Annotated in this window: 29 protein-coding genes and 2 tRNA genes; 15 read left to right on the top strand and 16 right to left on the bottom strand. The window is 63.1% G+C overall.

The window, feature by feature from the left end; translation table 11 throughout:
• Positions 1 to 60: 60 nt before the first annotated feature.
• Both EG244_RS11640 and EG244_RS11645 read right to left on the bottom strand, forming a co-directional pair.
• Positions 61 to 771 (bottom strand): F0F1 ATP synthase subunit A, encoded by a 711-nt coding sequence (locus EG244_RS11640; protein WP_124965221.1) that lies wholly within the window; start codon positions 769 to 771, stop codon positions 61 to 63.
• Positions 772 to 806: 35 nt separating this feature from the next.
• Positions 807 to 1,133 carry an AtpZ/AtpI family protein gene (locus tag EG244_RS11645; RefSeq protein WP_124965169.1) on the bottom strand — a complete coding sequence of 109 codons (327 nt, stop codon included), beginning with the start codon at positions 1,131 to 1,133 and terminating at the stop codon, positions 807 to 809.
• Between the two features lie 317 nt (positions 1,134 to 1,450).
• Between EG244_RS11645 and EG244_RS11650 the strand changes: the two genes are divergently transcribed.
• A complete protein-coding gene (locus tag EG244_RS11650; RefSeq protein WP_124965170.1) occupies positions 1,451 to 1,813 on the top strand; it encodes an ArsR/SmtB family transcription factor in 363 nt (120 codons plus the stop codon).
• Here the strand turns inward: EG244_RS11650 and EG244_RS11655 are convergent.
• The 3 genes from EG244_RS11655 to EG244_RS11665 all read right to left on the bottom strand — a co-directional run bounded on the left by EG244_RS11655 (position 1,789) and on the right by EG244_RS11665 (position 4,788).
• The gene (locus EG244_RS11655; protein ID WP_124965171.1) at positions 1,789 to 2,643 is read right to left on the bottom strand and encodes an alpha/beta fold hydrolase; all 855 of its coding nucleotides are present in this window, start codon (positions 2,641 to 2,643) and stop codon (positions 1,789 to 1,791) included. The genes EG244_RS11650 and EG244_RS11655 overlap by 25 nt on opposite strands.
• A gap of 202 nt (positions 2,644 to 2,845) precedes the next feature.
• Complete coding sequence (gene irrA / locus EG244_RS11660) at positions 2,846 to 3,286, bottom strand: iron response transcriptional regulator IrrA (protein WP_124965172.1); 441 nt, start codon at positions 3,284 to 3,286, stop codon at positions 2,846 to 2,848.
• A 53-nt stretch (positions 3,287 to 3,339) separates the two neighbouring features.
• Positions 3,340 to 4,788 (bottom strand): TrkH family potassium uptake protein, encoded by a 1,449-nt coding sequence (locus EG244_RS11665; protein ID WP_124965173.1) that lies wholly within the window; start codon positions 4,786 to 4,788, stop codon positions 3,340 to 3,342.
• Positions 4,789 to 4,910: 122 nt separating this feature from the next.
• Here EG244_RS11665 and truA point away from each other — a divergent pair, with 122 nt between their 5' ends.
• Positions 4,911 to 5,684, top strand: coding sequence for a tRNA pseudouridine(38-40) synthase TruA (gene truA, locus EG244_RS11670; protein ID WP_124965174.1), 774 nt, complete (start codon positions 4,911 to 4,913; stop codon positions 5,682 to 5,684).
• 368 nt (positions 5,685 to 6,052) lie between these two features.
• Positions 6,053 to 6,664: an outer membrane protein gene (locus tag EG244_RS11675; RefSeq protein ID WP_158617295.1), complete on the top strand. Its 612-nt coding sequence runs from the start codon at positions 6,053 to 6,055 to the stop codon at positions 6,662 to 6,664.
• 131 nt (positions 6,665 to 6,795) lie between these two features.
• Here EG244_RS11675 and EG244_RS11680 read toward each other — a convergent pair.
• The 3 genes from EG244_RS11680 to EG244_RS11690 form a co-directional block, all read right to left on the bottom strand.
• Positions 6,796 to 6,871, bottom strand: a tRNA-Ala gene (locus tag EG244_RS11680).
• A 597-nt stretch (positions 6,872 to 7,468) separates the two neighbouring features.
• Positions 7,469 to 7,544: transfer RNA gene (locus EG244_RS11685), tRNA-Ala, on the bottom strand.
• Positions 7,545 to 7,641: 97 nt separating this feature from the next.
• On the bottom strand, positions 7,642 to 7,962 hold the full coding sequence (locus tag EG244_RS11690; protein ID WP_124965176.1) for a TIGR02300 family protein: 321 nt from the start codon (positions 7,960 to 7,962) through the stop codon (positions 7,642 to 7,644).
• A gap of 103 nt (positions 7,963 to 8,065) precedes the next feature.
• On the opposite strand from EG244_RS11690, the gene EG244_RS11695 reads away from it, so the two are divergent.
• Positions 8,066 to 8,761 (top strand): M48 family metallopeptidase, encoded by a 696-nt coding sequence (locus EG244_RS11695; protein WP_124965177.1) that lies wholly within the window; start codon positions 8,066 to 8,068, stop codon positions 8,759 to 8,761.
• Positions 8,762 to 8,791: 30 nt separating this feature from the next.
• Entirely contained in the window at positions 8,792 to 9,442 is a 651-nt protein-coding gene (locus EG244_RS11700) for a GntR family transcriptional regulator (RefSeq protein ID WP_124965178.1), read from the top strand.
• Positions 9,443 to 9,447: 5 nt separating this feature from the next.
• Here the strand turns inward: EG244_RS11700 and EG244_RS11705 are convergent, their stop codons facing one another.
• Positions 9,448 to 10,143, bottom strand: a complete 696-nt coding sequence (locus EG244_RS11705; RefSeq protein WP_124965179.1) for a M48 family metallopeptidase — start codon at positions 10,141 to 10,143, stop codon at positions 9,448 to 9,450.
• Positions 10,144 to 10,248: 105 nt separating this feature from the next.
• Here EG244_RS11705 and EG244_RS11710 point away from each other — a divergent pair, with 105 nt between their 5' ends.
• The 3 genes from EG244_RS11710 to EG244_RS11720 all read left to right on the top strand — a co-directional run bounded on the left by EG244_RS11710 (position 10,249) and on the right by EG244_RS11720 (position 12,307).
• A complete protein-coding gene (locus EG244_RS11710; protein WP_124965180.1) occupies positions 10,249 to 10,893 on the top strand; it encodes a hypothetical protein in 645 nt (214 codons plus the stop codon).
• On the top strand, positions 10,880 to 11,275 hold the full coding sequence (gene ybgC, locus EG244_RS11715) for a tol-pal system-associated acyl-CoA thioesterase (RefSeq protein ID WP_124965181.1): 396 nt from the start codon (positions 10,880 to 10,882) through the stop codon (positions 11,273 to 11,275). The genes EG244_RS11710 and ybgC overlap by 14 nt, the downstream gene beginning before the upstream one ends.
• A 78-nt stretch (positions 11,276 to 11,353) precedes the next feature.
• Positions 11,354 to 12,307, top strand: a complete 954-nt coding sequence (locus EG244_RS11720) for an MYG1 family protein (RefSeq protein WP_124965182.1) — start codon at positions 11,354 to 11,356, stop codon at positions 12,305 to 12,307.
• A 13-nt stretch (positions 12,308 to 12,320) separates the two neighbouring features.
• Here the strand turns inward: EG244_RS11720 and EG244_RS11725 are convergent, their stop codons facing one another.
• Positions 12,321 to 13,190 (bottom strand): hypothetical protein, encoded by an 870-nt coding sequence (locus EG244_RS11725; protein ID WP_124965183.1) that lies wholly within the window; start codon positions 13,188 to 13,190, stop codon positions 12,321 to 12,323.
• Between the two features lie 118 nt (positions 13,191 to 13,308).
• Between EG244_RS11725 and miaB the strand changes: the two genes are divergently transcribed.
• From miaB to EG244_RS11755, 6 genes are all read left to right on the top strand, one after another.
• Complete coding sequence (gene miaB, locus EG244_RS11730; RefSeq protein ID WP_407644046.1) at positions 13,309 to 14,667, top strand: tRNA (N6-isopentenyl adenosine(37)-C2)-methylthiotransferase MiaB; 1,359 nt, start codon at positions 13,309 to 13,311, stop codon at positions 14,665 to 14,667.
• A 118-nt stretch (positions 14,668 to 14,785) separates the two neighbouring features.
• Positions 14,786 to 15,406, top strand: coding sequence for an OmpA family protein (locus EG244_RS11735; RefSeq protein WP_233588994.1), 621 nt, complete (start codon positions 14,786 to 14,788; stop codon positions 15,404 to 15,406).
• Between the two features lie 2 nt (positions 15,407 to 15,408).
• Positions 15,409 to 15,774: a hypothetical protein gene (locus EG244_RS11740; RefSeq protein ID WP_124965184.1), complete on the top strand. Its 366-nt coding sequence runs from the start codon at positions 15,409 to 15,411 to the stop codon at positions 15,772 to 15,774.
• Between the two features lie 202 nt (positions 15,775 to 15,976).
• Positions 15,977 to 16,975, top strand: coding sequence for a PhoH family protein (locus EG244_RS11745; RefSeq protein ID WP_124965224.1), 999 nt, complete (start codon positions 15,977 to 15,979; stop codon positions 16,973 to 16,975).
• Positions 16,965 to 17,462 carry an rRNA maturation RNase YbeY gene (ybeY, locus tag EG244_RS11750; protein ID WP_124965185.1) on the top strand — a complete coding sequence of 166 codons (498 nt, stop codon included), beginning with the start codon at positions 16,965 to 16,967 and terminating at the stop codon, positions 17,460 to 17,462. Before EG244_RS11745 ends, ybeY begins: the two co-directional genes overlap by 11 nt.
• Before the next feature lie 47 nt (positions 17,463 to 17,509).
• Positions 17,510 to 18,376: a CBS domain-containing protein gene (locus tag EG244_RS11755; protein WP_124965186.1), complete on the top strand. Its 867-nt coding sequence runs from the start codon at positions 17,510 to 17,512 to the stop codon at positions 18,374 to 18,376.
• A gap of 363 nt (positions 18,377 to 18,739) precedes the next feature.
• On the opposite strand, the gene EG244_RS11760 is transcribed toward EG244_RS11755, so the two are convergent.
• The 3 genes from EG244_RS11760 to EG244_RS11770 all read right to left on the bottom strand — a co-directional run bounded on the left by EG244_RS11760 (position 18,740) and on the right by EG244_RS11770 (position 21,111).
• On the bottom strand, positions 18,740 to 19,756 hold the full coding sequence (locus EG244_RS11760) for a threonine aldolase family protein (protein WP_124965187.1): 1,017 nt from the start codon (positions 19,754 to 19,756) through the stop codon (positions 18,740 to 18,742).
• Entirely contained in the window at positions 19,756 to 20,208 is a 453-nt protein-coding gene (locus tag EG244_RS11765) for a YcgN family cysteine cluster protein (RefSeq protein WP_124965188.1), read from the bottom strand. Before EG244_RS11765 ends, EG244_RS11760 begins: the two co-directional genes overlap by 1 nt.
• Positions 20,209 to 20,493: 285 nt before the next feature.
• Entirely contained in the window at positions 20,494 to 21,111 is a 618-nt protein-coding gene (locus tag EG244_RS11770) for a queuosine precursor transporter (protein ID WP_124965189.1), read from the bottom strand.
• Positions 21,112 to 21,284: 173 nt separating this feature from the next.
• Here EG244_RS11770 and EG244_RS11775 point away from each other — a divergent pair, with 173 nt between their 5' ends.
• Positions 21,285 to 22,421, top strand: a complete 1,137-nt coding sequence (locus EG244_RS11775; protein ID WP_124965190.1) for a GNAT family N-acetyltransferase — start codon at positions 21,285 to 21,287, stop codon at positions 22,419 to 22,421.
• On the opposite strand, the gene EG244_RS11780 is transcribed toward EG244_RS11775, so the two are convergent.
• The 3 genes from EG244_RS11780 to EG244_RS11790 form a co-directional block, all read right to left on the bottom strand.
• On the bottom strand, positions 22,409 to 22,870 hold the full coding sequence (locus EG244_RS11780) for a GNAT family N-acetyltransferase (protein ID WP_124965191.1): 462 nt from the start codon (positions 22,868 to 22,870) through the stop codon (positions 22,409 to 22,411). The genes EG244_RS11775 and EG244_RS11780 overlap by 13 nt on opposite strands.
• A gap of 92 nt (positions 22,871 to 22,962) precedes the next feature.
• A complete protein-coding gene (locus tag EG244_RS11785) occupies positions 22,963 to 23,757 on the bottom strand; it encodes an inositol monophosphatase family protein (protein ID WP_124965192.1) in 795 nt (264 codons plus the stop codon).
• A gap of 67 nt (positions 23,758 to 23,824) precedes the next feature.
• Entirely contained in the window at positions 23,825 to 24,856 is a 1,032-nt protein-coding gene (locus EG244_RS11790; protein ID WP_124965193.1) for a lysine-2,3-aminomutase-like protein, read from the bottom strand.
• Positions 24,857 to 24,897: the final 41 nt, after the last annotated feature.

Here is a 24,897-nt window from a genome sequence, read left to right on the forward strand (position 1 = left end):
GTCGTGTCTCCTTGGTTGGAATGGCTGAGATAGGATGTTCTTACCCGGGATGGGCGCACCTTAGTGGTGCGCGTCACCCACAGCGTCTTTCAGGTAGACGCAGGTCAGAATGGTGAAAACGTAGGCCTGGACGCCGGCAACCAGCAGCTCCAGCGCATAGATGCCGACCATACCGGCAAATGCGAGCGGAGCGACCACGGTGGCAGCAGCGAAGCCTGCGAAAACTTTCAGAACGGCGTGGCCTGCGAGCATAGCGCCTGCAAGACGGACCGAATGCGAAACCGGGCGGATGAAGTACGAGATGACTTCAATCACGGCAAGGATCGGGCGCAGCGCCAGCGGCGCCGACGACACCCAGAACATCGACAGAAAGCCGACGCCTTTGCGGGCCAGACCGATCAGGGTCACGCCGAAGAAGACCAGCAGCGCAAGCGTCACCGTGGTGGCGATCTGGCTGGTGGGCGAGAAGCTCATCGGGATGAGGCCGAGAACGTTCGCGAAGAAAACAAAGAGGAACAGCGTCAGCACATAGGGGAAGTATTTGATCCCCGCATGACCTGCGACATCCTCAACCATGTCATGCACGAAGCCGTAAAACACTTCGGCAATCGACTGGCTGCGGCCCGGAACAACCGCGCGGCGGCTGGTGCCGATCACCATCACAAGACCCACCGCGGCCACTGCCAGCATCAGCCAGAGCGTTGCGTTGGTCGGCGTGTACCAATGCACGGGGCCTTCCCCGAACAGAGGCTTCACGATGAACTGGTCCATCGGATGGATCGGAAGACCGCCTTCAGCCGCCACGTTTAATCCCTCATCTCATTGTCGGGGTTGCCCCCGGCTTTTTTGCCAAGCTCCGACGCGGTGCGGAGCATCGTCCGGATCCCGGCCGCAAAGCCAAGCAGAACGAAAACAATCATCAGAACGGGCTTTGTCCCAAAGAGACTGTCCAGCCCGTATCCCAGTCCCAGCCCGAGCCCCATGCCCGTCACCAGTTCCAGAACCATGCGCCAGGCCATTTCACCGCCGCCGACGCCGCCCATACCACCGGAAACCTTCTTCTCGCGTCCCTTCAGGGCCTCCAGACGCTCTTCCAGCGCTTTCAGCCGCTCAGGATCGGGATCATGCGACATCGCAAAGGCCCTCCGGTGCAGTTGGGGGCAACCTAGTGACCCCCCCCCTGTGAGTCAAGTAATGCGGCCAGAAAAACTGATCTCATAAGTGCATGATAAATAACAATAAATCACATGGCGCGATTCTTTCTCCACAGCCTGCCGCCCTCCGTCCGGCCCGCAGCAAATTCAACCTCCCGGTTAACCTTTAGTCAAAGTGCGCCCCGGCGCTCTGAAGTGCCAGGGTTGCGCGCTTTGGCTTTTCTAAATACTCCGGGGGGAGGCCCGCAGGGCCGCGGGGGGCAGCGCCCCCTCCCGGGTCCTCGGAGAGAGCTGCCATGACGCCTGAAGATCCCCTCTCATCCACCTTCTCGGCACTCGCCGATCCGACACGTCGCGCCATCCTCGCGCTGTTGCTGGAGGATGATATGGCGGTGACCGATGTGGCCGAACCCTTCGCCATGTCGCTGGCAGCGATCTCCAAACACCTCCAGGTGCTCGCTGAGGCGGGGCTGATCAGCCAGGAAAAACGCGGCCGGGTGAAATGGTGCAAGCTCGAGCCCGACGGGCTGCGCGCAGCCTCCGTCTGGATGCAGGGCTTTGGCCAGTTCGATCCCGTCGATCTCGACGGGTTCGAGCGGTTTTTGCAAAGCGAACTGGCCGAGCCCGCTGAGGATCAGCCAAGCCTGCCCGAAGCCTGAATCGCCCCGAGCCAGCGGGTCAGCACATCGACGGACTGCGGCTCGTCGAGGAAGGGGATATGCGCGCGGTCGGGGACCTCGGCGTAAATCATATCGGGGCGGCGCTTCAGCATCTCTTCGGTCGCGGCACTGCCCAGCAGATCACTGTTGGCCCCGCGCAGCAGTGCCATGGGGATCGGGGCGCATTTGTCAAAAAGCGGCCAGAGGTTCGGCGACCCCTTGGCGAAAGCGGCCAGAAAAGCCTCGCGCAGGGCGGGGTCGTAATTGATCTGCAGCCCGCCCCTGCCGTCGGGGCGTGCGTGGCGTGCCGCCTCTTCTGCCCAGCGGCTTGCGGGGACATTATCCATGCCGGGGTTTCCCGCCTCCAGCGCGCGGGCGTAGTCTTCCGGCGTCCGGGCGGTCGGATTGACGCTGAGATATTCGTTGATCCGCGCCAACCCCTCTTCCAGAAGCTCAGGTCCCACGTCATTGAGGCAGATCCCGGCCACCCGGTCGCGCGCAGTCGCCCCGAGGAACAGCGAGATCATCCCCCCGCGCGAGGTGCCAAGCAGCGCCGCTGAGCCGATCCCGAGATGATCCAGCAGTTCGATCGCATCCCGGCCTTCGCGCGGCACGGTATAGCTCTCCGCTCCGCTCCAGTCGGATTCGCCACGGCCCCGGTAGTCCATCCGGATCACCCGCCAGCCCTGCGGCAGATGCGGCATCATATAGTCAAAGTCCGAGGTATTGCGCGTCAGACCCGAAAGGCAGAGCAGCGCGGCCCCTTCGCCCTCATCAAGATAAGCGATCTTCGCGCCATCCGAGGCAGTGAAAAAGGACTTTGCAGTCATGGCAGCGGCTCTCCCCAGGGCTCTCGCATCATGTCCGCGTCAGACTGGCACGGGGCGCGCGCCGCGAAAAGCCCCCGCAGCGGGGCCGGAGGGCTGAAAGTCATCTGAACCGGGTTTGTCCGCGACCGCGCCGCGCTTCAGATGCGGTCGCGGTCTTCCCTCCGGTAAGGTCGGATCTTTGGCGCAGGGCCCGGGCTTTGGCTCAGGTCCTGCGGCGGATGCGGATCACCACATCCACGCGGCTGACCTCAGTGCCATCCGGCGCAAGGGGCAGACCGGTGATCTGCAGACCCTCAGAGGGGGCATCGGTCAGCTCGGCGGTGTCTTCCCAGAAGAAATGCGGATGCTCATCCATGCGGGTGTCGAAATAGCTGCGCGCGCCATCGACCGAGACTTCATTCAGAAGCCCGGCATCACAAAAGGCCTTCAGCGTATTATAAACGGTCGCCAGCGAGACCTTTTCACCCGCGTCACGCGTGGCAGCAAAGAGGCTCTCTGCGGTCACATGGCGGTGGCCGCCGTCGCCGATCAGCAGCGCGGCAAGGGTCTGGCGCTGGCGCGTCGGGCGCAGACCCCCACGGCCAAGCCAGAGCGTGGCACGGTCCAGGGTCGCCGGGGTGAGGGTCGAGAGAGCATCATACATAAGCTGAGAGATAGGCCCGCTGCGGCGCGGGTTCAATGATAAATCCCGCGCGCTCAGCGGGCCCAGAATCTCGTGGTGAAGAGAACATAAACCGACAGCAGCTCCAGACGGCCCAGAAGCATGCCGATGGTCATGATCCATTTGGCCGGATCGGGGAAGCCGCCGACCGCCCCGGTGGGCCCGACCTCCGGCCCCCAGACCGGGCCGATATCGGCAATTGCCGTCCAGGCCGCGGTCAGAGCGGTGCGCGGCTGCAGCCCGGTCATGGAAAGCGCGATGGCCAGCACGGCGAAGGTGGCGATAAAGAGCGTACAGAAGACGATGACAGAGCTGATCACCTCTTCCTCGACCCGGCGTCCCTGAAGGCGCAGGGGATGCACGGCGGCCGGTTGCAGCAGCCGCCGGATCTGCGTGGTGATGGCGCGGAACATAATGAGATAGCGAAACACCTTCACTGAGCAGCCGGTCGAGGAGGTGCAGCCCCCGATAAAGCCCACGATCAGCAGCACCATAAAGGGCAGGGGCCCCCATTGCCCCGGATCGCCGCTCAGAAGCCCGGTGCCCGAGAAAATTGAGACCACATTAAAGAGGCTCTGGTGCAGGGCCGGCCAGAAGGCCTCCTCTTCGCGGATCACCCGCCAGGCCAGCACCATCAGCACGGCATAAAGCGTCCAGCGCAGATAGGCGCGCACCTGAAGATCCTGCCAGAGCGGTTTCACCTCACCTCTGAACAGCTGAATGAAGCGGATGAACGGCAGGGTGGAAAGGATCATCGCCACCACAGTCACATAATGCAAAGGCACCGCAAACTCTGAAAACGAGGTGTCGCGGTTCGAAAAGCCCCCCGTCGACAGCGCGCTCATGGCATGGACCACCGCCTCAAAGGTCTCCATCCCAAAGGCGCGATAGGCCAGCGCGCAACTGAGCGTCATCACCAGATAGATGCTCAGCAGCGCCCGCGAGATATCAAGCGCGCGCGGCAGCACTTTGCCTAAGGTGTCAAACCCCTCAGTGCGGAAAAACTGCATCCCGCCCACCTTCATCACCGGCAGGAAGATCAGCGCCACAATGACGATCCCCAGCCCGCCGAGCCAGTTCAGCATGGCCCGCCAGAGGTTGACCCCCATCGGCAGCGCATCCAGCCCCGCAATGACCGTGGTGCCCGTGGTGGTCAGACCCGACATGGCCTCAAAGACCGCATCGGTCGCGCTGAGGCCGGGGGCCCCCGTCACAAAGGGAAGCGCGCCAAAAAGCGGCAGCACCACCCAGACCCCGGTGGTCAGCACAAAGCTCTGCCGCAGATCGAGACCGCCCGCGATGGCATTGCGGCAGGCAATGGCCGTGAAAAGCCCGGTGCAAAAGGTGATGGCCGCCGCCCCGGCAAAAGCGCGCCAGTTCTCTGATCCGGACAGCAGATCCGCCATCAGCGGCAGCAGCATCAGCGCGCCCAGCGTCGCGGTAAGAAGGCCGATCACATATCCGATGGGGCGCAGGTCCAGCATGGCCCTGACTGTCTCCTGGCCGGGGGCGGTGTCAAGCGCGGCTTTGCACCGACTTGCGCGGTGGCGCGGGATCAGGCTATGGCCGCGCTGACACCCGTTCCCAGCTGACCAGAGGCCCTGCCATGCCGCGTTATGCGCTGCTCATCGATTATCACGGCGGACCCTTCAGCGGCTGGCAGCGCCAGGCCGGGGGGCAGGTCTCGGTGCAGGGCGAGATTGAGGCGGCTTTCACCAAGATCGGCCCCGATGCGCCGACGATTGCCGCAGCGGGTCGCACCGATGCCGGGGTGCATGCCACGGGTCAGGTGGCCCATGCCGATCTGACGCGCGAATGGGATCCCTTCAAACTGGCCGGAGCGCTGAATTTCCATCTGCGCCCGCATCCGGTCTCCATCCTTGCTGTGGCGCGGGTGGAGGAGGATTTCCACGCGCGCTTCTCCGCGGTCGAGCGGCAGTATCTCTTCCGGCTTCTGTGCCGCCGCGCGCCTGCCACCCATGACCGCGGGCTGGTCTGGCAGGTGCCGCATCAGCTTGACGTTCCGGCCATGGCCGAAGCGGCACAGCATCTGATCGGGCTGCATGACTTCACCACCTTCCGCGCCACCCAGTGCCAGGCGAAGTCACCGGTGAAATCCATCGACAGCATTTCTGTGACCTCTCATCCGGTCACGGGCGGCATGGAAGTGCAGTTCCGTCTGCGCGCGCGGTCGTTTTTGCACAATCAGGTGCGCTCCATCGTCGGAACACTGGAGCGTGTCGGGGCCGGAGCCTGGGAGCCCCTGCAGGTGAAGACCGCGCTGGACAGCCGCGACCGCGCGGCCTGCGGCCCCGTCTGTCCGCCCGATGGGCTTTATCTGACACGGGCTGTCTATCCGATTGATCCCTTTGACATCTGAGCTGCGGGCGAGGCAGGGCAAGGGCGGGGATTGCTCTTTTTGCGTGCTAAATTTACCACCGTATCAACCTGAGGTGTGGAGATTCTCCCGATAGGATCTAATCACATTTCTGCGATTTTAAGGGATTACACGGCTTTTTGCCGATGAAGCAGCCGGATTCCGGCGTGTTTCAGCCGTGGCAGGATTCACACAGTTTAGTGACCCTCGTGCATCTTTCACGGAACAATCTTAGCCCCTACATCGTTGTCATCGCAGCCGGCCAGAGTGCCTGGCGCGAGAGACAGCCGCTGCCGCAAAAGGCACGGAGGTTAATATTGGATAGTGAGGATGCCCCGAGGCTTACCCCTCCTGAGCATATAGGTGATGCAATGAAAAAGATTCTGCTCTCGACTGCTGCCGTTGTCGCAACCGCTGGTTCCGCTCTGGCGGGTGGTGTTGCTGCTCCGGTTATGGAACCGATTATCGCTCCGGTCGTCGTGGCTCAGGCTCCGGTCGGCGCATGGCAGGGCGGCTATGCCGGTGCGAACCTCTCCTGGGGTAAAGTCGGCATCGATACCGCTCCTGATGACCTTGATGGTGCGGGCATTGCGCTGCGCGGTGGTTATGACTGGCAGAACGGGAACACCGTTTTCGGTCTGGGCGCTGACTACGACTTCGGCAAGCAGAAGCGTGACTTCGCCGGTAACGAAGTTGCTCTGAAAAACGCCGGTACGATCTTTGCCCGTCTGGGTTATGACGCAAACGGCTGGCTGCCCTATGCATCGCTTGGCTACACCTGGGCGAAAATGGAAGCCACCGGTGGCTTCAGCGAAACCGTTAACGGCTACACCATCGGTCTGGGTGTTGAGCGCAAGTTCACCCCGAACTGGGCTGGCTATGCTGAAATCTCGCACACCAACTTCGGCGAGATCTCCTCGACTGCACCCGGCATCGAAGCTGACATGCAGAAGGTCAAACTCGGTGTAAACTACCGTTTCTGATCTGACGATCCTCAGGGATCACAGGAGGGCGCCCCCGGGGCGCCCTTTTTCTTTGCCGGATCGGGCCGTGAGGATCGCAACAGCAAAAAGCCCCGCAAAAGCAGGGCTGACGGTCACTTTGAAGGAAAATTTGGTGGAGCCAAGGAGGATCGAACTCCTGACCTCTTGCATGCCATGCAAGCGCTCTCCCAGCTGAGCTATGGCCCCACCATTCTGAAGCAATCACTTGCTTCGTGAGGCCGTATTTACGGGTGGGCCGCTTTGGGTGCAAGAGGGAATTTGCGCCAAAAGATCATTTTCTTTCAGCGCCCTGGCCCTGGGCTGCGGATCTCTGGTCGGGCGAAGGGGCGGCGCTGCCGCCAGCGCCGCAAAGATGAGCGGGCGGCTATGGAGCGCCGGACAGGTTGGACGGCCCGTCACCGCGCGCCCCCTTCGGGGCTCAGCCATGCGTTCCGGACGGCGCTGCGGGCGGTTCCCGTTCTGCGGATCTGCCCGGCTTCCTGCCGGGTCTGACCCCCGGCACATTGGCGGGGGTGGCAATCCCGGGCTGGTGGGGCACGGCCTTCCTTCGGACGACCATCCCGCTGCTGCCGGTCTGGTGGCGACGCGGGAGGGCACGACGAAGGCTCTCGGCCGGCTGCCTGATGGTCCTGGTGCGGATCGCGCAGGGCAGGGGCGATCTTCGGGCTTGCGCGCCGGATCCAGGGGCCGGACTGTCGCGCCCGCCGTAAAGGCTGAGACTGAAACGCAAAAAGCCCTGCGGGGCAGGGCTGTCGGATCGGTTTCAGAGTTTAAGAGGAAGTTTGGTGGAGCCAAGGAGGATCGAACTCCTGACCTCTTGCATGCCATGCAAGCGCTCTCCCAGCTGAGCTATGGCCCCACCTTTTCACGGTGCCGGAGCGTTCCGGCCTCGTGCGGCGTATTTGCCTGAGGGCGCGGAGGGGTGCAAGAGCAAAATGCACCCCTCACGCAAATTCTCAGTTCTCGTCTTCGCCGCCGGCGACATCTGCGAGATCGTCCAGCGAGACGGTCTCATCATCATCTTCCAGAAGCTCTTCATCGATGTCCGCATCATCGGCATCGGCTTCGATCAGATCATCTGCATCCAGCTCATCATCGAGCAGGTTAGAGGTTTTTGCCTCCTGCGCGATGATTGCACCGGCTGCCTTGCGGCGTACGGTCTCAATGTCAACGATCTCGCCGGTATAGGGGCTGACGATCGGGTTACGGTTCAGGTCGTAGAAACGCTTACCCGTGGTCGGGCAAATGCGTTTCGTGCCCCATTCTGCCTTGGGCATTTTGTGTTCCCCTGCAAGTGTTGGATGGGCCGGATCGACGTCCCTTGTCACAAGCTCCGGCTCCTGTCAAATCCCTAAGTGGGTAAGCGGCGGGGAGCTGTCAATGGCGCGCATCAAAGGTCCGGCAGGCGGACCAGAAGAGCTGGAGATCACTTTGCGCCGTTCTGCGCGGGCAAAGCGCATCTCGCTCAGGGTCTCAGGGCGCGACGGCGCGGTCACGCTGACCCTGCCGCCGCAGGTCCCTGCGGGCGAGGGTCTGGCCTTTGCGCGCGAGCGCGCGGATTGGATCGTCAGCGCCATGGCGCGGGTCGCCCCGGTCGAAAAAGTGGCGGATGGGGCGCTTATTCCGGTCGAAGGCAGGGAGTTAACCCTGATCACCGGCGCTCCGCGCGGCGCGGTGCGGGTTGAGGGCGATCAGCTGATCGTGCCGGGATCTTCCCCTGCGGTGCGGGTTCAGGCCTTTCTGAAGCATCTCGCGCGGCAGCGGCTGATTGCGGCGACCGATCATTATGCGGGGCTGCTGGGGCGGCCCTATGCCTCGATCACGCTGCGCGATACCCGCTCGCGATGGGGCTCCTGCACGGCCACGGGGGCGCTGAATTATTCCTGGCGGCTGGCCATGGCACCGCCCGAAGTGCTCGCCTATGTCGCAGCCCATGAGGTGGCGCATCTGGCCGAGATGAATCACTCTGCGCGCTTCTGGGCGGTGGTGGAGCGGCTCTCTCCCGGCTGGCAGGCGCAGCGGGCCTGGCTGAAGGCGCATGGCAACCGGTTGCAGGCTTTGCGCTTTGAGGATTGAAGCCGGGATCAGAGGGGGCGACAATAGGCCATGGTTTTGCGTGCACGCCCCTCCGATTCCGCTCTCTCCGCTCATGACCGGCTCTACCGTGTGCTGCGCACGCGGGTGATGCATGGTGAGTTGCCGCCTGGCCAGGCGCTGACTCTGCGCGGGCTCGCGAAGGAATTTGAGATGTCGGTGACCCCGGTGCGCGAGGCGCTGCAGCGGCTGGTGGCGGAAGGGGCGCTGACGCTGTCGTCCTCCGGGCGGGTGTCCACGCCGGAGCTGACCAATGAGCGCATCGAAGAGCTGGCCGCCATCCGCGCCATGCTGGAGCCTGAACTGGCCGCCCGTGCGCTGCCCCGCGCCCATTTCGCGCTGATTGACCGGCTGTCGGCGATCAATGATCTGATCGCCCAGGCCGTGCTGATGAAAGATCCCATCGCCTATATCCGCGCGAACCTGGAGTTTCACCGCACGCTTTATCTGCGCGCCCAGGCCCCGGCCATGCTGGCGATGACCGAGACGGTCTGGCTGCAGCTTGGCCCCACCATGTCCGCGCTTTACGGCCGCGTGCGCCGCAATGAGCCGCCGCAGCATCACCGCACCATTCTGGCCGCCCTGCGCGCCGGGGATGAGCCAGGCCTGCGCCTTGCGGTGCGCACCGATGTGACCCAAGGGTTACGGCATCTGGCGACCTGAGAGGGTCAGGCCGTCCAGCGCGCCTCATTGCTGCGGATGGCCTTGATCCGCTCGGCGGATTTCGGGTGGCTGAGCACCCAGGCGGGGGCGGCGGCCATGCGGCTGCCGGTCAGACGCTCCAGCTTTTCAAAAAGCGAGATCTGCGGCGCGGTGCCGATCCCCGATTTAATGAGAAGCGCAGAGGCCCAGGCATCGGCCTCAAACTCATCGCGGCGTGACATCCGCGCGGCCAGCGCCCCGGTGATCATATTGGCCATGAACATCGCAATCAGCGGCCCGACCACGGGAATGACGCGCAAAAACAGCACCACCAGCGAGACGAAAACCGCGTTTTGCCCCGAGAAATCGATCATGCGGCGGCGCGTGTGGCCAAGCGCCACATGCGCCAGTTCATGCGCGATGACCGAGGCCAGCTCTTCTGCCGTCACCACTCCGGCGCGGAAGCGGTCGTAAAATCCCCTGGTCAGAAAGATCCGCCCGTCGGGGGCTCCCAGCCCGTTCACCGGCTCAATATTAAAGAGATGGACCTTAATCTCCGTCAGATCGAGCGCCGCGGCCATGCGCCGCGTCAGCCGCTCCAGCTCAGCGTCTTTCAGCGGCACGGATTGCGCATCGAGAATCTGTTTCGTGCGCCAGGCCGAGAACATATAGGCCGCAAGGCCCCAGCCGATGGCGAGAAGAAGGGGGATCAGTTTTATCATATCTGCAATCTGGGATCGCGGCTTCGCGATGTCAAACCACCCGCTTCACTCTTGCATCCCCGCGCCTGTCGCTGTTTTGAAGAGCCCGAGACGATGGAGAGAGCCATGACCCTGACCACCCCTGATGAGATTGCCGCTCTGTTCACCCGCGCCGGTGACTATACCTTTGCCCGCTGGGGCCGCCCGATCGTGCCGGTGGTCTTCGGTGTTGAGGAAAGCACCCTTGCTGTGCTGAAAGGCGCCATTGAGGCCGTGGTGGCGCTTGCGGGCCATAAAATGGCCGAGCAGGACACCGAGCTTGGCGCCAACCTGATGATCTTTTTCATCCGCGACTGGCAGGATCTGATCGGCGTGCCGAACCTGGAGCGGCTGATCGACGGGCTGCCGGATCTGGTGACGCGCCTGCAGGGGGCGGATGCCAATCAATACCGCATGTTCCGCTTTGATGAGGCCGGTGCCATCCGCGCGGCTTTCGTCTTTATCCGCGTCGACAAAGACCTGGCTGAAGTTCCGGCAGAGGATCTGGCACTCGATCAGGCGGTGCGGATGATCTGCCTTTGGGGCGACAATGCTTTCCCGAAGGGCACTCTGGTGAAGGCGGGCGCGCATACGGTTCTGGATCCTGCGCTCGCGGCGGTGATCCGCGCGGCCTATGATCCGGTGCTGCCTGCGGTGGCGAAAGATGCCAGCCACGCGCTGCGGCTTTTTGCGCGGGCGCAAAGCATGGGGGTGGGTGATGCACCGCTTTGATCTGCGCGTCTATTATGAGGACACCGACCTTGCCGGGATCGTTTATTACGCCAATTATCTGAAGTTCATTGAGCGCGGCCGCAGTGAGTGGCTGCGCGCCTTGGGCTTTGATCAGCGCGCTTTGAAAGAGGAAACCGGCACGGTCTTCGCCGTGCGGCGGGTTGAGGCGGATTACATCGCCTCTGCCAGATATGACGATGAGTTGAGCGTGGTTTCAACGCTCGACACCCTCTCACCGGCGCGGCTGGTGCTGGTGCAGCGGGTGATGCGCGGGGAGGAGCGTCTCTTTGAGGCAAAGGTGACGCTGGTCGCGCTGAATGCCGCAGGCGGGCCGACCCGTCTGCCAAAGCCCGTGCGCGAGGCTTATGCCGCGCTGAGCTGACCACAGATTTGCTGTGACAAACCCGGTCCCGCCGCTTAGAAGGCGGGCCTTCTGACTGCATGACCCAAAGGACTTCTGATGAGCATTGATCTGCTGCGCACGCCCCAATTCCTCGTGACCCATTCGGGCGGCTTTCACGCGGATGAACTGCTCTCCTCGGTGATCCTGACGCGGATTTTCCCGGAAGCTGAGATCCTGCGGACGCGGGATGCCACCGCGATCACCCCGGCCGATGACCGCATCATCTATGATGTGGGCCGGGGCTATGACGCTGAGGCGCGGATCTTTGACCACCATCAAAAAGACGCGCCGCTGCGCGAAGATGGCCAGCCCTATTCGTCCTTCGGTCTGATCTGGAAGCATTTTGGCCCGGCCTATCTGACCGCCTTTGGCGTGCCGGAAGAGCATCAGGGCTCGATCCTGCGGTCTTTTGACATCGGCTTTGTGCTGCCGGTCGATCTGGTCGACAATGGCGCGCTCAGCCCCTCGGCGGCCTGTCCGCAGCTGGGCGATCTGACGCTGCCGCTGCTGCTGGAAAGCCTGAAGTCGGTCTTTGATGACGATGCCGAAGGGGCCGAAGACCGTGCGTTCCGGAACGCGCTTTCCGTGGCCCGCGCTTTTGTAGAGGCCTCTATCGCGCGCAAGGCCGCGAAAGCCCGCGCCGAATCGCAGGTCATGGCGGCCATTGAAGCCGCAGGCAGCAACCGCGTGCTGGAGCTGCCGCGCGGCATGCCCTTCCGTCCGGCGGTGCTGAAGGCGGGGGCGGATCATATGCTCTTCGTCGTCACGCCGCGCGGCCCGGCAGAATGGACCCTCGGCGGCATCCGCAAGAACAACGATGATTTCGCACAGCGCGCCGATCTGCCGCTGGCCTGGGCCGGGCTGACGGATGGCGAGCTGGAAGCCGCCTCCGGCGTGCCTGGCGCGAAATTCTGCCACAACGGCCGCTTTATCGCCGTGGCCTCTTCGCGCGAAGCGGCGCTCCGCATGGCTGAACTGGCTGTGGCTGAGGCCGAAGCTCAGGGCCTCTGAGCCAAAGGCCCGGTCAGAACCACTGACCGGGCTCCATCAGCCCCAGTTCCATCAACTGGCGCGAAGACCACTCAAAGGGCACCGAATGCGCCCAGGTGAAGCTGCCGATGGCCTCGCGCGAGCCGGGGTTGATCCGCAGCGCCTTGGCCGTGCGAAAAGAGCAGACCGCCCCTGAGAGGTTGTGATGCCAGGGGCAGTTGAGGGTGTTATATTCCTCAATCGTGAAGGTGTGATCCTCGCGCAGCGCCAGACCCGGCACCGCCCGAAAGAGGCTCACCCGGTCAATCCGGCGCCGGGTCCAGGGCACATGCTCTTCAAAACGCCAGCGCAGCCCGCCAAAAAGATCGACCTGCCGGGGCTTTGGCTCCCAGTTCTTCAGCGGATCGCCGCGCTCCAGCGCGTAATAGCCGATGCGGTCAAGCATCGCGGTTTTGCGGCAGACCCCATCGGGGTTGCGCTGCGTATCGGCGGCATAAAGATCAACCACCGGCGTCACGATGGTGTCGCGGCGCTCTTCGGACTGGAAGGTGGTGACATCGAGCACACTGCGGCTCTCGCAGAAGGGATAATGCAGATATTCGCCGTTATAGCAGTAATGCAGCCAGGCCCCGGGCGCGGCCGCGATCATGCGGTTGACCGCAAGGATCAGCGCCTCATCCTGGAAAATATCACAGCGGATGCGGTGCGCCCGCTCGGGTGCACCCTCCGGCCAGACCAGCAGATCATCGCACAACACGCCGATCCGCCCAAAGCCCAGATTGGCCAGATGCTGCAGCGTTGACGCAAGTTCCACGGCATCCTCGGCAAAGACCAGAGCCGCGGGGCGGGCCTGAAACTCTGCCGCATGGGCTGCGAGAAAACTATCCATTCCGTCGAAAATCATGCGGTCTCAAATCCTGCTGGCGGAACCCGGGACAAATTCCCTCAGCCCGGCGCGGGATGCAAGCGTTGCGGCCAGGGGCAGGGGTGGTGTAAAAGCCCCCTGAACTCTGGGGTATGCCATGTCTGACGTTAAAAACGATCCCGTCACCGGGGAAATCTCTGCACCGAAGCGTCTTTTTATTAAGACCTATGGCTGTCAGATGAACGTCTATGACAGCGAGCGCATGGCAGAAACCATGGGCGCGCAGGGCTATGTGCTGACGGATAAAGCAGATGACGCCGATATGGTGCTGCTGAACACCTGCCACATCCGCGAAAAAGCCTCGGAGAAAGTTTACTCGGATATTGGTCGTCTGACCAAGATGAAGAACGTGAAGCCCGATCTGAAGATCGGTGTGGCGGGCTGTGTGGCCCAGGCCGAGGGAGCTGAGATTCAGCGCCGCGCCCCGGCGGTGGATCTGGTTGTCGGCCCGCAGGCCTATCACCGCCTGCCCGAGATGATGAAGCAGGTCGATGCCGGGCAGCGCGCGCTGGATACCGATTTCCCGACCGAGGATAAGTTCGAGCATCTGCCGAAAATCCGCACCCGCTCGGCTCCGGCAGCTTTTCTGACGGTGCAGGAGGGCTGCGATAAGTTCTGCGCCTTCTGCGTGGTTCCCTATACCCGCGGGGCCGAAGTCTCGCGCCCGGTGGAGCGGCTGTTGCGCGAAGCCCGCGATCTGGCCGCGCGGGGCGTGCGCGAACTGACGCTGCTGGGCCAGAACGTCAACGCCTATCACGGCACCTTTGACGGTGAGACCTGGGGCCTTGGTCGCCTGCTGCGCGAGATGGCGCAGATCGAGGGAATCGAGCGGCTGCGCTATACCACCAGCCACCCCAACGATATGGATGATGATCTGATCGCGGCGCATGGCGATTGCGAAAAGCTGATGCCCTATCTGCATCTGCCGGTGCAATCCGGCTCTGACCGCATTCTGAAGGCGATGAACCGCAAGCATACCGCTGAGCACTATCTGCGTCTCATTGAGCGGATCCGCGCGGTGCGCCCGGATATGGTGCTGACCTCTGACTTCATCGTGGGCTTCCCCGGCGAGACGGATGAGGACTTTGAGGCCACGATGGATCTGGTGCGCGCCGTGGGCTACGGCATGGCCTATAGCTTCAAATATTCCGCCCGCCCGGGCACCCCTGCGGCGGAGAAAACTCCCGTCCCGGTTGAGGTTGCGGATGCGCGCCTGCAACGCCTTCAGGCGCTTTTGACCGAGCAGCAGCGCGCCGTTCAGCAAAGCATGGTCGGCCGTGAAGTCACCGTGCTTTACGAAAAGCCCGGCCGTCTGGACGGGCAGATGGCGGGCAAGTCGGATTACCTGCACGCCGTCCATGTCCATGATCCTGAAGGCAAGCCCGGCGATCTGGTGCGCGTGCGCATCACCGAGGCGCTGCAGAACTCGCTGACCGGCGAGCGGATTGTTTCCTGATCGTGCAATAACTTTTAATGCGCGAAAGTGGGGCATAAATTACTGGACTTTTCGCCCCACCCCGGCAAGATCACAGGATTATTTCATTCTGTGATTTTTCCACGGGGAGACAGGTTCGGTGAAACGCGGTATTTCAGAGAGGCTGCGGTTTATTACCGGGGCATTTCTTGTGGCGGGGGTGATTGGCTCCGGCGCGCCGGTCCTGGCGCAGTCTGCGCCGGTTTATAATCCGGCCACGGCAGAGACCTTTGGGCCGGATGGCAAACCGCGGGTGACCGGGCGTATTGACTGGGGTCTGTGGATCGACCCGGATGGCTGTATGCACTGGTGGGCCGATGGCGGTCTTGAGGGCTATATGGTGCCCCGCCGCGATCCGAAAACCGGCAAAGCGGTCTGCCTCAAGCGCAATACCTGCGCTGTTGAAGGCACCGATACCCTGTTCTCAACCGATTCCGCCCGTCTGACCGCCAATGGCCGCGCGCGTCTTGAGAGCCTCTTCCGCAACCAGGGCGCCTTTGGCTACGCCATTTATGGCCATACCGACAGCCGCGCCTCGGATGCTTACAACATGGATCTGTCCAAGCGCCGTGCGCAGTCGGTCGCCAATGTGGCCCGCGCGGTCGGCGCCAATGTTGAGCGTGTGGAGTGGCACGGAGAGCGCCAGCCCCGCGCAACCAACGGCACCGCAGCGGGTATGCAGCAGAACCGCCGCGTTGAAATCGTCTGCTATCGGTGGTGACCATGATGATGAAACCTTTCGCAGGCGCTTCGCTTCTCGCGGCTCTCTTCGTCTCCGGCTGTGGCGGGCTCGGTCCCTATACCGGGGATCCGGATGCCTATATCGCTGTGGCCGAAGACCGTGGCTCGGATAAAACCGCAATCATCAACCAGCGCGCTGCCATCGCCTATGATCCTGATGGCTGCCAGAACTGGATCATCGACGACGGCGTTGAGGGCTATTCCTCGCCGCGCTTTGACCCTTCGACGGGTATGGCGAATGTCTGCAACAACCACTTCCCGCCGGGCTCGGTGATCGGCAATTATCAATCGCCCAACAGCGGTATGCGGGACTGGATCCCGGGCCGCCGCAGCGCCGCCCGGAACTGAGCGCCAAGACAGTCGAAAACAGGGCCGCAACTTCGGGTTGCGGCCTTTTCTTATGGCCTCGGCTGATTTTTGCGCATGGCCCTTCATCCCGGGCGGTGGCACAAGAGCAGGGCCGGACGCGCGCTTGCTCCGGTGAGATTGTGGGCGCAGACTGGCTGCGTTCCATCCAACTGCCAGGGAGATCCGTTTGGGCAGCACCCCGATGACCCCGTCCCGCCGTTCCGCGCCTGTGCCCGAGACGGTTCTCGAATTTCCGGACAACCGCCTTCTGATCACGCTTTGTGGGGAATACGACCGCAATCTGGTGAAGATTGAACAGGAGGCCGGGGTCAATATCCGGCGTCGCGGCAACCAGCTGACCGTGCTCGGAGAGCCCGACGCCCGCGAGCAGGCCGCCGGGATCCTGCGCGCCGCCTATGCCCGTCTTGAGGAAGGGCGCGACGTCAGCGCCGGGGATCTTGACGGTATGCTGCGCCTTGGCCCCGCATCCGGCACGGCGCCCGCCGATCAGATGGAGATGTTCTCGGCCGAAGGCTTTGAACTCAGGACCCGCAAAAAGCCTGTCGCGCCGCGCACCGCGGCGCAGAAGGCCTATGTGGCGAGCCTCTTTCGCAGTGAGCTGAACTTCGGCATCGGCCCGGCCGGCACCGGCAAGACCTATCTGGCGGTCGCAGCGGGCGTCACCATGCTGATCGGCGGTCAGGTTGAGCGGATCATCCTGTCGCGCCCGGCTGTTGAGGCGGGCGAGCGTCTGGGCTTTCTGCCCGGCGATATGAAGGAAAAAGTCGATCCCTATATGCAGCCGCTTTATGACGCGCTGAATGATTTTCTGCCCTCGAAACAGGTGGAAAAGCTGATGATCGACAAGCGGATTGAGATCGCGCCGCTGGCCTTCATGCGCGGGCGCACGCTGTCGAACGCCTTTGTGGTGCTTGATGAGGCGCAGAACGCCACGACCATGCAGATGAAGATGTTCCTGACCCGTCTGGGCGAGGGCTCGCGCATGGTGATCACCGGTGACCGCACCCAGATCGACCTGCCGCGCGGCGTGCAAAGCGGTCTGCGCGATGCTGAGCGCATTCTGGAAGGGGTGAAGGGCGTCGCCTTTAACTATTTCACCGCATCCGATGTGGTGCGTCACCCGCTTGTCGCCCGCATCATCGAGGCTTATGAGCGCGATGATGAACAACATGCTGGTTGATATTGTAATCGAGGAGCCCCGCTGGGAAACCGCGGGGCTTGAAGCCCTCTCTGAGCGCGCCTGCACGGCGGCGCTGGAGGAGCTGGGACTGCCGCCTGAGGGCTTTCTGGTCTGCATCATGGGCTGCGATGATGCCCGGATTGCTGAGCTGAACGCCGACTTCCGCGGCAAGCCCAAGCCCACCAACGTCCTGTCCTGGCCCTCTGAGGAGCGCGGCGTTGAGACCCCGGGCGAAACTCCCGAATTGCCCGAACCGGGCGATGAAGACGACCCGGAAGAGCTTGGCGATATCGCCATCGCCTATGACGTCTGCGTCGCGGAAGCGCAGGATCAGGGCAAAAGCTTTGAAGACCATGTGACGCATCTGGTTCTTCACGGATTCTTACATCTTCTCGGCTATGACCACATGACCGGGCAGGACGCCGCTCTCATGGAAGGAATTGAGACGCGGGCTCTTGCAAGACTGGGCATCGCCGACCCATATTGATCTTCACCCGCGCCCCGACCGGGGCGCTTTCAGACCGGAAAGGACCGATGGGCAGTAGCACCGATGGCTTGATGGCAGCGCAGAGCGCGCCGGAAGCTGAGCCTGAACAGGAACGACAGGGCGGACTTCTGTCCCGCCTCTTCCGTAAGGCCCTCACCCCCGTGGCTTATGGCCACAACGGCGACACGCAGACTGCTGCTGCGGCCGGGCTTTTGAACCTCCGCCGTCTGCGGGTGGAAGATGTGGCGGCCCCCAAGGCCGATATCATCTCCGTGCCGCTGACCATCAGCCGTGATGAGCTGACGGAGGTGTTTCGCGAACATGGGTTCTCGCGGCTGCCGGTCTATGACGGCTCGCCGGATGAGCCGCTGGGCGTGGTCACCCTCAAAGACTTTGCGCTGAATTACGCGCTGAAGACTGCCGTCGGGGATTTCGATCTCAGGGCCCTGCTGCGCCCGCTGATCTATGCGCCGCCTTCCATGCAACTGGTCGATCTGCTTCATAAAATGCAGGCTGAGCGGACGCATATGGCGCTGATGATCGACGAATATGGCAGCGTTGACGGTGTGGTGACCATTGAGGATCTGCTGGAGACCGTGGTCGGAGACATCATGGATGAACATGATGTTATAGAGACCCCGGCCTGGGTCCAGGAGGCGCCTGGCGTCTGGCTGGTGGAGGCAACGGCGCCGCTGGAAGATTTTGAAGCCGCGATCGGTCAGAAGCTTCGGGTTGAGGCCGGGGACGAAGAGATCGACACCTTAGGTGGCCTGATCTATCTGCGCGCCGGTCAGGTTCCGGTGACGGGTGAGGTGATCACCCATGAAAGCGGAGCGCTGATTGAGGTGGTGGATGCGGAGGCTCGTCGGATCAACACGCTGCGCCTGCGTCTGCCGGAAGCTGCCGTGATGTAATCCGGGCACCTGCTCTGAAGCCTGAAGCCTGAAGCCGCAGCATTGCTGCGGCTTTTTCATGTCGCCGGCAGCCTGGGATGCGGGGCGATTGTCTGGTGGGTTTCGGGGCCGGTGCAGGCATCCGTCATATTCAAAGCGCTGCGGCGGTTTCCAGAATTCTGTGCTTCGCGTGAAGAATCAGCTGACGGATCTTTGAAACCCTCCGCCAGAGGCCCGGCGCCCTGTCCGATCCAGGCTGCAATGCGGCTGCGCTTTTATCTGCGCCGCATCGGGCGAATCGGCTGAAAAATCTTCGAAACCCGCAGCCCGGGCACATCGGTGCCTCAGATCCAAAAGGCCGCAGCTTTCGCTGCGGCCTTTGGTTCATTCAGAGGCCAGCGCGATAAAGCGGTCGCAGTCTTCTTCCGTGGTGGCCCAGCTGGTCACAAGACGCGCATAGTCATCGCCGCGCAGGTAAAAGACCGCGCCGGCTTCGCGCAGCCTGCCCACCGTTGCTGCGGGAAGTTTAACGAAGAGGATATTGGCGGCGGCTTCCGGCGCGACCGTCACGCCTTCGATCTTCGCCAGCCCCTCAGCCAGACGCGCGGCCATGGCATTGGCGTGGCGGGCATGATCCAGCCAGCGGCCGCCTTCGATCCAGCCCTCGAACTGCGCCGCCAGATAGCGGGTCTTTGAGAAAAGATGCCCCGAGCGTTTGCGGCGCAGCTCAAACTCAAAGGCTTTCTCGGGGTTGAAGAAGATCACCGCCTCGGCCCCCATCAGCCCGCCCTTGGTGCCGCCGAAGGAGACGATATCAACGCCCGCCTTCCAGGTCAGCTCCGCCGGGGTCGCGCCGGAGGCGGCCACCGCATTGGCAAAACGCGCGCCATCCAGATGCAGCGGCAGGCCATGGGCCTTCGCCACGTCTGCGATCGCACGGGTCTCTGCCACCGAATAAAGCGTACCGCCTTCGGTGATATTGGTCAGCGTGACCGCGCCGGGCTGCACCGAATGCACCACACCGGGTTTCTGGGCACGAATCGCTTTGTCGAGCGCGGCCGGCTCCATACGGCCATGGGCCCCCGGCACCAGCAGGAGTTTGCCGCCGGTGAACACCTCCGGTGCGCCGCATTCGTCTTCCTGGACATGGGCATTGGTGTGGCAGAACACCGCGCCCCAAAGCGGGCTGACCGTGGCCAGCGACAGGCAGTTCGCAACCGTTCCGGTGGAGACAAAATAGACCGCCGCCTCCGGCGCCTCAAAGAGGGTGCGAATCACATCCACCGCGCGCGCCGTATGGGCGTCATTGCCATAGGGCATGGCAAAGCCCTGGTTGACGGCAGAAAGCGCCGCCATGACCTCAGGCGGGCAGGGCGCGGCGTTGTCAGAGGCGAAAAACATCAGGGCGTCTCCTCGATGATATAGTCTTCCCAATCCTCTTCATCGACCTCGGTTTCCGGCACGGTCCAGCCTTTGACGGAAGCCCCGGCCTTATGCACGGACTGCGGATCGCCTGAGATCAGCGGATGCCATGATTTCAGGGGGTTACCCTCATGCAGCAGCCGGTAGGCACAGGTTTTCGGCAGCCAGTAGGCCACGTCGGGCAGCTTTTCCGCCGTCAGCGAGACACAGTCGGGAACGAACTGGTGACGGATGGGATAGTGCTTGCAGCGGCAGCTTTGCCCGTCGAGCAGACGACAGGCAACCCGCGTAAAGCAGACCTCGCCGTCATCTTCGAACTCAAGCTTATTCAGGCAGCATTTGCCGCAGCCATCGCAGAGCGCCTCCCATTCTTCGGGCGACATCTCAGTGAGCGGGACGGTTTCCCAGTATTTCGGACGCAAATCAGACATTGGGGCGTTTTGCGCCCTGGGGGCGGCTTTGGGAAGGGGGAAAAAGAGAAAGGGCTGCGCGGCGACGCAACCCTTTCCGAGATCTACGGAGATGGTCCGGTTAGGGATCGAAGATCCTCACGGTCCCAGTCAGGGTTCTTGAACCCTTGGGGCTGCCCTCAGGCCACGGCCGCCCTGACTGTCCCGACACCTCTCTCCACTATCACTCTCGACACTGGACCACCTCCTTTCAATGCGTTGCCGTTGGGCTCAGGCTGGCACAGATGGAGCGTATGTCAAATAAAATTACACCATATCTGCCCGCGCGCGCCGCAGCACCGCGCGGAAAGGGATCAGCGTGATCACCACGAGGGCAATTTTTACGCCCCAGTCCGCCACCGCCAGCGAGACCCAGAGCGGCACCTCGGGGCCGTAGCCCAGCAGCGGCAGCATGCCACCAGCCCAGCTCACGTCGTTGGCGGGCTCCAGCCAGATCAGCGCGGCAGAGAAGGCCACGGTGAAGAAAAGAAACGTGTCCAGCATCGCCCCGAAGATCGAAGAGATCAGCGGCGCGCGCCACCAGCTGCCGTGGCGCAGGCGGTCAAAGATCTCCACATCCAGCATCTGCGCCAGCAGAAACGCCATGGCCGAAGCAAAGGCCACACGGCCGGTCACCAGGGGGCCGAATTCGCCCTCAATCTGCGTGCCGATGAACGAGCAGATCAACCCGGTGATAAAGCCCGCCACCACCACTTTGCGCGCGGCTTTCGCGCCGTAAAAGCGGTTGGTCAGATCGGTGATCAGAAAGGCGAAGGGATAGGTAAAGGCCCCCCAGGTCAGCCACTGCCCCAGCAGGAACTGAACGAGGATATTAGAGGCCACCACAACGGCAGCCATCCCGAGGATTCCGGGAATGAGTTTCATAGCGATGATCCGTTTTATCAAGGTCGCGGAGACTTGGCCCGCCGCACCCGATGCGCAGCCGACGCGGGCCTCATACTCCCGCCGGTGCAGCGCGGCAAGTCCCTCGCTTGACCCTGGCCGGGGCGCGCGCCATCCTGCGCTCTGGCGAAGCTGCGCCGAAGGGTCCGGACGATATGGAAATTTCACTTGGCGAAGGTGTCAGCGCCATCCCCGCGGCAGAGTGGGACGCCTGTGCAGGCAGCGACAACCCCTTCACCAGCCACCGCTTTCTGACCGCGCTGGAGCGCTCGGGCAGTGTGGGGGAGGGCACGGGCTGGCTGCCGCGCCCCATGGTGCTGCGCGAGGCGGGCGAAGTGCTGGCGGTCGCGCCGCTTTATCTGAAGCTGCACTCGCAGGGGGAATATATCTTCGATCACGCCTGGGCCGATGCCTTTGAGCGCGCGGGGGGCAGCTATTACCCGAAGCTCCAGGTAGCGGTGCCCTTTACCCCCGCCACAGGGCCGCGCCTTTTGGTGCGTCCGGGGCATGAGGCGCGGGGCCGCGCAGCACTTTTGCAGGGGCTGGAGGCCGTGGCGGCGCAGAAAGGCTTAAGCTCTGCCCATGTCACTTTCTGCACGCCCGGGGAGGCGCAGTCCGCCCGCGCGCCCTGGCTCAGCCGTATGGGAGAGCAGTTTCACTGGCAAAACGCCGGATACGGCAGCTACGAGGATTTCCTCGCGCAATTGTCGTCCCGAAAACGCAAAGCCCTGCGCAAAGAGCGCGCCGCCGCCAAAGATTTTGGCGGCCGCATTCTGCATCTGAGCGGTGCGGATCTGCAGCCGGAGCATTGGGCGGCCTTTTGGGACTTCTATCAGGACACCGGCGCGCGCAAATGGGGCCGTCCCTATCTCACCCGGGCGTTCTTTGACGAAATCCACGCCACCATGGCCGATGACATCCTGCTGATTCTGGCCGAGCGCGAGGGGCGTTATGTGGCGGGGGCGCTGAATTTCATCGGGCGCGACACGCTTTATGGCCGCTACTGGGGCGCGGTTGAGGAGCACCCCTTTTTGCACTTCGAGCTATGCTATCATCAGGCCATCGACTTTGCGATTGCGCGCGGCCTCTCGCGGGTTGAGGCCGGTGCCCAGGGCGAGCATAAACTCGCCCGGGGCTATCTGCCGGTGCCGGTCTGGTCGCTGCATCATCTGCCCGATCAGGGCTTTCGCCGGGCGGTGGCGGCGTATCTGAAGGGCGAAGCCGAGGCCATCTCTGAAGATATCGCCGCGCTGACGGATCTCGGGCCCTTCCGGCGCGATCAGCCGATCTGAAGCGTCATGAAAACGCTGTTGGGGTCATCGCTATAGCCCTCAAAGGGGCCGCAGTATTGAAAGCCCGCACGTTCATAAAGCGCGCGCGCCGGGGCAAAGATCCGCTCGGCCCCGGTTTCAAGGCTGAGGCGGCGATAGCCCGCGCCTTCGGCTTCCATCAGCAGATGCTCCAGCATTTTCTGCGCCAGACCCTCGCCGCGATGCTCGGTCAGCAGATGCATGCTTTTGATCTCGGCATGGCGGGCGTCGATCTCTTTGAACGCGCCCATGGCGACGGGCTCGCCGTTTTTGCGCATCACATAAAAGCGGATCCCCGGCGCTGCCAGGGCATCGGCGGGCAGCATATGAATGGATTCGGGCGGCGTTTCAGCATGCATCGCCTCGGTGTGGCGGGTGTGCAGCAGCTTCAGGTCATCCTGAACCGGATGTTCAAGGGCAATGGCGATCATGGCGGTTTCTCCCGTATCCGGCCGCAGTTTAGCAGGCTCAGCGCATAAAAAAACACCCGCCACGGGGGCGGGTGTTTTTGGGCAGATCAGGTTCAGTCCTGATTGCGGATGATTTTGACCAGCGGGTCGAACATGTCCGAGTTGGCCGCGATGAGCGAGCCTTTCTCCAGGATCTCGTCGCCTTCACGCACCGGAGCGACCATGCCACCGGCTTCTTTGACGATCAGCAGACCTGCTGCGATGTCCCAGGCGTTCAGCGAACGCTCCCAGTACCCCTCGTAGCGGCCGGCGGCCACATAAGCGAGGTCGAGGGCGGCCGAGCCAAAGCGGCGCACACCGGCACAGACCGGCATCAGACGTGCCAGATCCTGCAGGGTCGCCGGAAGCGGGCCAACGCCGCCAAAAGGCACGCCGGTCGCGAAGATCGATTCGATCATCTTGCTGCGGCCCGAAACGCGGATACGGCGGGTGTCGTTCAGCCAGGCACCAGCGCCTTTTTCAGCGACGAACATCTCGTCTTTTGCCGGGTCAAAGACCACAGCCGAGACGATCTCGCCTTTATGCTCCAGCGCGATCGAGACCGACCAATGCGGCAGACCGTGCAGGAAGTTGGTGGTGCCGTCGAGCGGATCAACGATCCAGCGGCGGGTCGGGTCTGCACCGTCCTGGCCGCCGGTCTCTTCGCCGAGCCAGCCATAGGTCGGGCGCGCGCCCAGCAGTTCTTCCTTGATGATGCGTTCGGCTTCGCGGTCGGCTTTCGACACGAAGTCGCCCGGGCCCTTGGAAGAGACCTGCAGGTTTTCGACTTCGCGGAAGTCTTTCACGAGCGAACGCCCCGCTTTGCGCGCGGCCTTGATCATCAGGTTGAGATTGGCGCTGCCTTGCATGGGCGTCTCCTGTCGGGGGTCAGAGGGGGGCTATAGGGCGATCAGCCCGGAAATGGAAGGGGGCGGTTCAGCGCAGCGGGTCAGAATAATGGTGTTTTCCGCCCCTGGGGTCCGTTACCGACCAGCCCCCGGGGGTTTTGGTGAAATACTGCGGGTTAATCGGCACTTTCCCGAAGCCGCCGGGAATGTCGAGGATATAGGTCGGAAGTGCGGTGCCCGAGATGCGACCGCGCAGCGCAGCCATCAGCGCCATGCCCTCTTCCAGGGTGGTGCGGAAGTGGCCGGCGCCGCGCGCCAGATCGCAGTGATGCAGGTAATAGGGTTTGACGCGCAGCCGCAGCAGCGTGCGAAACAGCGCCTCCAGCGCCTCACTGGTGTCATTCACGCCGCGCAGCAGAACCGATTGCGACAGCAGCGGAAAACCCGCATCCGCCAGGCGTGCAAGGGCTGCGCGCGCCTCGGCGGTCAGCTCCTGCGCGTGATTGGTATGCACCACGATCCAGACCGGCACTTCGCCCTTCAGCACGTCGAGCAGCTCTGGTGTGATGCGCTCAGGGGCCACCACCGGCACGCGCGAGTGGATGCGCAGCAGATCGAGCGTGCCAACCCCGCGCAGCTTCTCCAGCACCAGCCCCAGACGGCGCGGTGACAGGACCAGCGGATCGCCCCCGGTCAGAATGATTTCGCGAATGGCGGGCGTGGCGCGCAGATAGTCGCAGATGCGCTCAATCGCTTCCATCGCCAGGGTGCCGCTGTCGCCGACTGATTCGCGGCGAAAGCAGAAGCGGCAATAAACGGCGCAGGTCTGCGTCAGATGCAAAATGGCGCGGTCCGGATAGCGGTGCGTCAGCCCCGGAACCGGCTCATGGGCGTGATCGCCAATCGGATCGGCCAGATCGCCCTCATGGACCACCAGCTCATCCAAACTCGGCACGAACTGCCGTCCGACGCCATCCCCCGGGGCCGCAATCGCGCTGTGCATGGCCGGAGAGATCAGCACGCGGAACTCTGCCGCCACACGCTCAAGCGGTTCGGACTGCCCGGGGTCAGTCAGCCCCGCGCGGGAGAGCTGCGCAATGCTGCTCAGGGCCTGTGACATGGGAAACTCCGGGGGGCGGGGGCGCGGCAGGTGAAGGCGCT

Origin of the sequence: Falsigemmobacter faecalis, assembly GCF_003863335.1 — a bacterium.
Classification (GTDB): Bacteria; Pseudomonadota; Alphaproteobacteria; order Rhodobacterales; family Rhodobacteraceae; genus Wagnerdoeblera; species Wagnerdoeblera faecalis.

What these genes read in the sequence shown, in the direction of transcription:
- EG244_RS11640 (WP_124965221.1), bottom strand. Translation starts at nt 771, where the DNA reads ATGGACCAGTTCATCGTGAAGCCTCTGTTCGGGGAAGGCCCCGTGCAT.
- EG244_RS11655 (WP_124965171.1), bottom strand. Translation starts at nt 2,643, where the DNA reads ATGACTGCAAAGTCCTTTTTCACTGCCTCGGATGGCGCGAAGATCGCT.
- EG244_RS11710 (WP_124965180.1), top strand. Translation starts at nt 10,249, where the DNA reads ATGACCCTGACCACCCCTGATGAGATTGCCGCTCTGTTCACCCGCGCC.
- miaB (WP_407644046.1), top strand. Translation starts at nt 13,309, where the DNA reads ATGTCTGACGTTAAAAACGATCCCGTCACCGGGGAAATCTCTGCACCG.
- EG244_RS11770 (WP_124965189.1), bottom strand. Translation starts at nt 21,111, where the DNA reads ATGAAACTCATTCCCGGAATCCTCGGGATGGCTGCCGTTGTGGTGGCC.
- EG244_RS11775 (WP_124965190.1), top strand. Translation starts at nt 21,285, where the DNA reads ATGGAAATTTCACTTGGCGAAGGTGTCAGCGCCATCCCCGCGGCAGAG.
- EG244_RS11645 (WP_124965169.1), bottom strand. Translation starts at nt 1,133, where the DNA reads ATGTCGCATGATCCCGATCCTGAGCGGCTGAAAGCGCTGGAAGAGCGT.
- EG244_RS11720 (WP_124965182.1), top strand. Translation starts at nt 11,354, where the DNA reads ATGAGCATTGATCTGCTGCGCACGCCCCAATTCCTCGTGACCCATTCG.
- EG244_RS11790 (WP_124965193.1), bottom strand. Translation starts at nt 24,856, where the DNA reads ATGTCACAGGCCCTGAGCAGCATTGCGCAGCTCTCCCGCGCGGGGCTG.
- EG244_RS11780 (WP_124965191.1), bottom strand. Translation starts at nt 22,870, where the DNA reads ATGATCGCCATTGCCCTTGAACATCCGGTTCAGGATGACCTGAAGCTG.
- ybgC (WP_124965181.1), top strand. Translation starts at nt 10,880, where the DNA reads ATGCACCGCTTTGATCTGCGCGTCTATTATGAGGACACCGACCTTGCC.
- EG244_RS11785 (WP_124965192.1), bottom strand. Translation starts at nt 23,757, where the DNA reads ATGCAAGGCAGCGCCAATCTCAACCTGATGATCAAGGCCGCGCGCAAA.
- EG244_RS11690 (WP_124965176.1), bottom strand. Translation starts at nt 7,962, where the DNA reads ATGCCCAAGGCAGAATGGGGCACGAAACGCATTTGCCCGACCACGGGT.
- EG244_RS11755 (WP_124965186.1), top strand. Translation starts at nt 17,510, where the DNA reads ATGGGCAGTAGCACCGATGGCTTGATGGCAGCGCAGAGCGCGCCGGAA.
- EG244_RS11745 (WP_124965224.1), top strand. Translation starts at nt 15,977, where the DNA reads ATGACCCCGTCCCGCCGTTCCGCGCCTGTGCCCGAGACGGTTCTCGAA.
- ybeY (WP_124965185.1), top strand. Translation starts at nt 16,965, where the DNA reads ATGCTGGTTGATATTGTAATCGAGGAGCCCCGCTGGGAAACCGCGGGG.
- EG244_RS11725 (WP_124965183.1), bottom strand. Translation starts at nt 13,190, where the DNA reads ATGATTTTCGACGGAATGGATAGTTTTCTCGCAGCCCATGCGGCAGAG.
- EG244_RS11675 (WP_158617295.1), top strand. Translation starts at nt 6,053, where the DNA reads ATGAAAAAGATTCTGCTCTCGACTGCTGCCGTTGTCGCAACCGCTGGT.
- irrA (WP_124965172.1), bottom strand. Translation starts at nt 3,286, where the DNA reads ATGTATGATGCTCTCTCGACCCTCACCCCGGCGACCCTGGACCGTGCC.
- EG244_RS11760 (WP_124965187.1), bottom strand. Translation starts at nt 19,756, where the DNA reads ATGTTTTTCGCCTCTGACAACGCCGCGCCCTGCCCGCCTGAGGTCATG.
- EG244_RS11700 (WP_124965178.1), top strand. Translation starts at nt 8,792, where the DNA reads ATGGTTTTGCGTGCACGCCCCTCCGATTCCGCTCTCTCCGCTCATGAC.
- EG244_RS11705 (WP_124965179.1), bottom strand. Translation starts at nt 10,143, where the DNA reads ATGATAAAACTGATCCCCCTTCTTCTCGCCATCGGCTGGGGCCTTGCG.
- EG244_RS11665 (WP_124965173.1), bottom strand. Translation starts at nt 4,788, where the DNA reads ATGCTGGACCTGCGCCCCATCGGATATGTGATCGGCCTTCTTACCGCG.
- EG244_RS11765 (WP_124965188.1), bottom strand. Translation starts at nt 20,208, where the DNA reads ATGTCTGATTTGCGTCCGAAATACTGGGAAACCGTCCCGCTCACTGAG.
- EG244_RS11650 (WP_124965170.1), top strand. Translation starts at nt 1,451, where the DNA reads ATGACGCCTGAAGATCCCCTCTCATCCACCTTCTCGGCACTCGCCGAT.
- truA (WP_124965174.1), top strand. Translation starts at nt 4,911, where the DNA reads ATGCCGCGTTATGCGCTGCTCATCGATTATCACGGCGGACCCTTCAGC.
- EG244_RS11695 (WP_124965177.1), top strand. Translation starts at nt 8,066, where the DNA reads ATGGCGCGCATCAAAGGTCCGGCAGGCGGACCAGAAGAGCTGGAGATC.
- EG244_RS11740 (WP_124965184.1), top strand. Translation starts at nt 15,409, where the DNA reads ATGATGATGAAACCTTTCGCAGGCGCTTCGCTTCTCGCGGCTCTCTTC.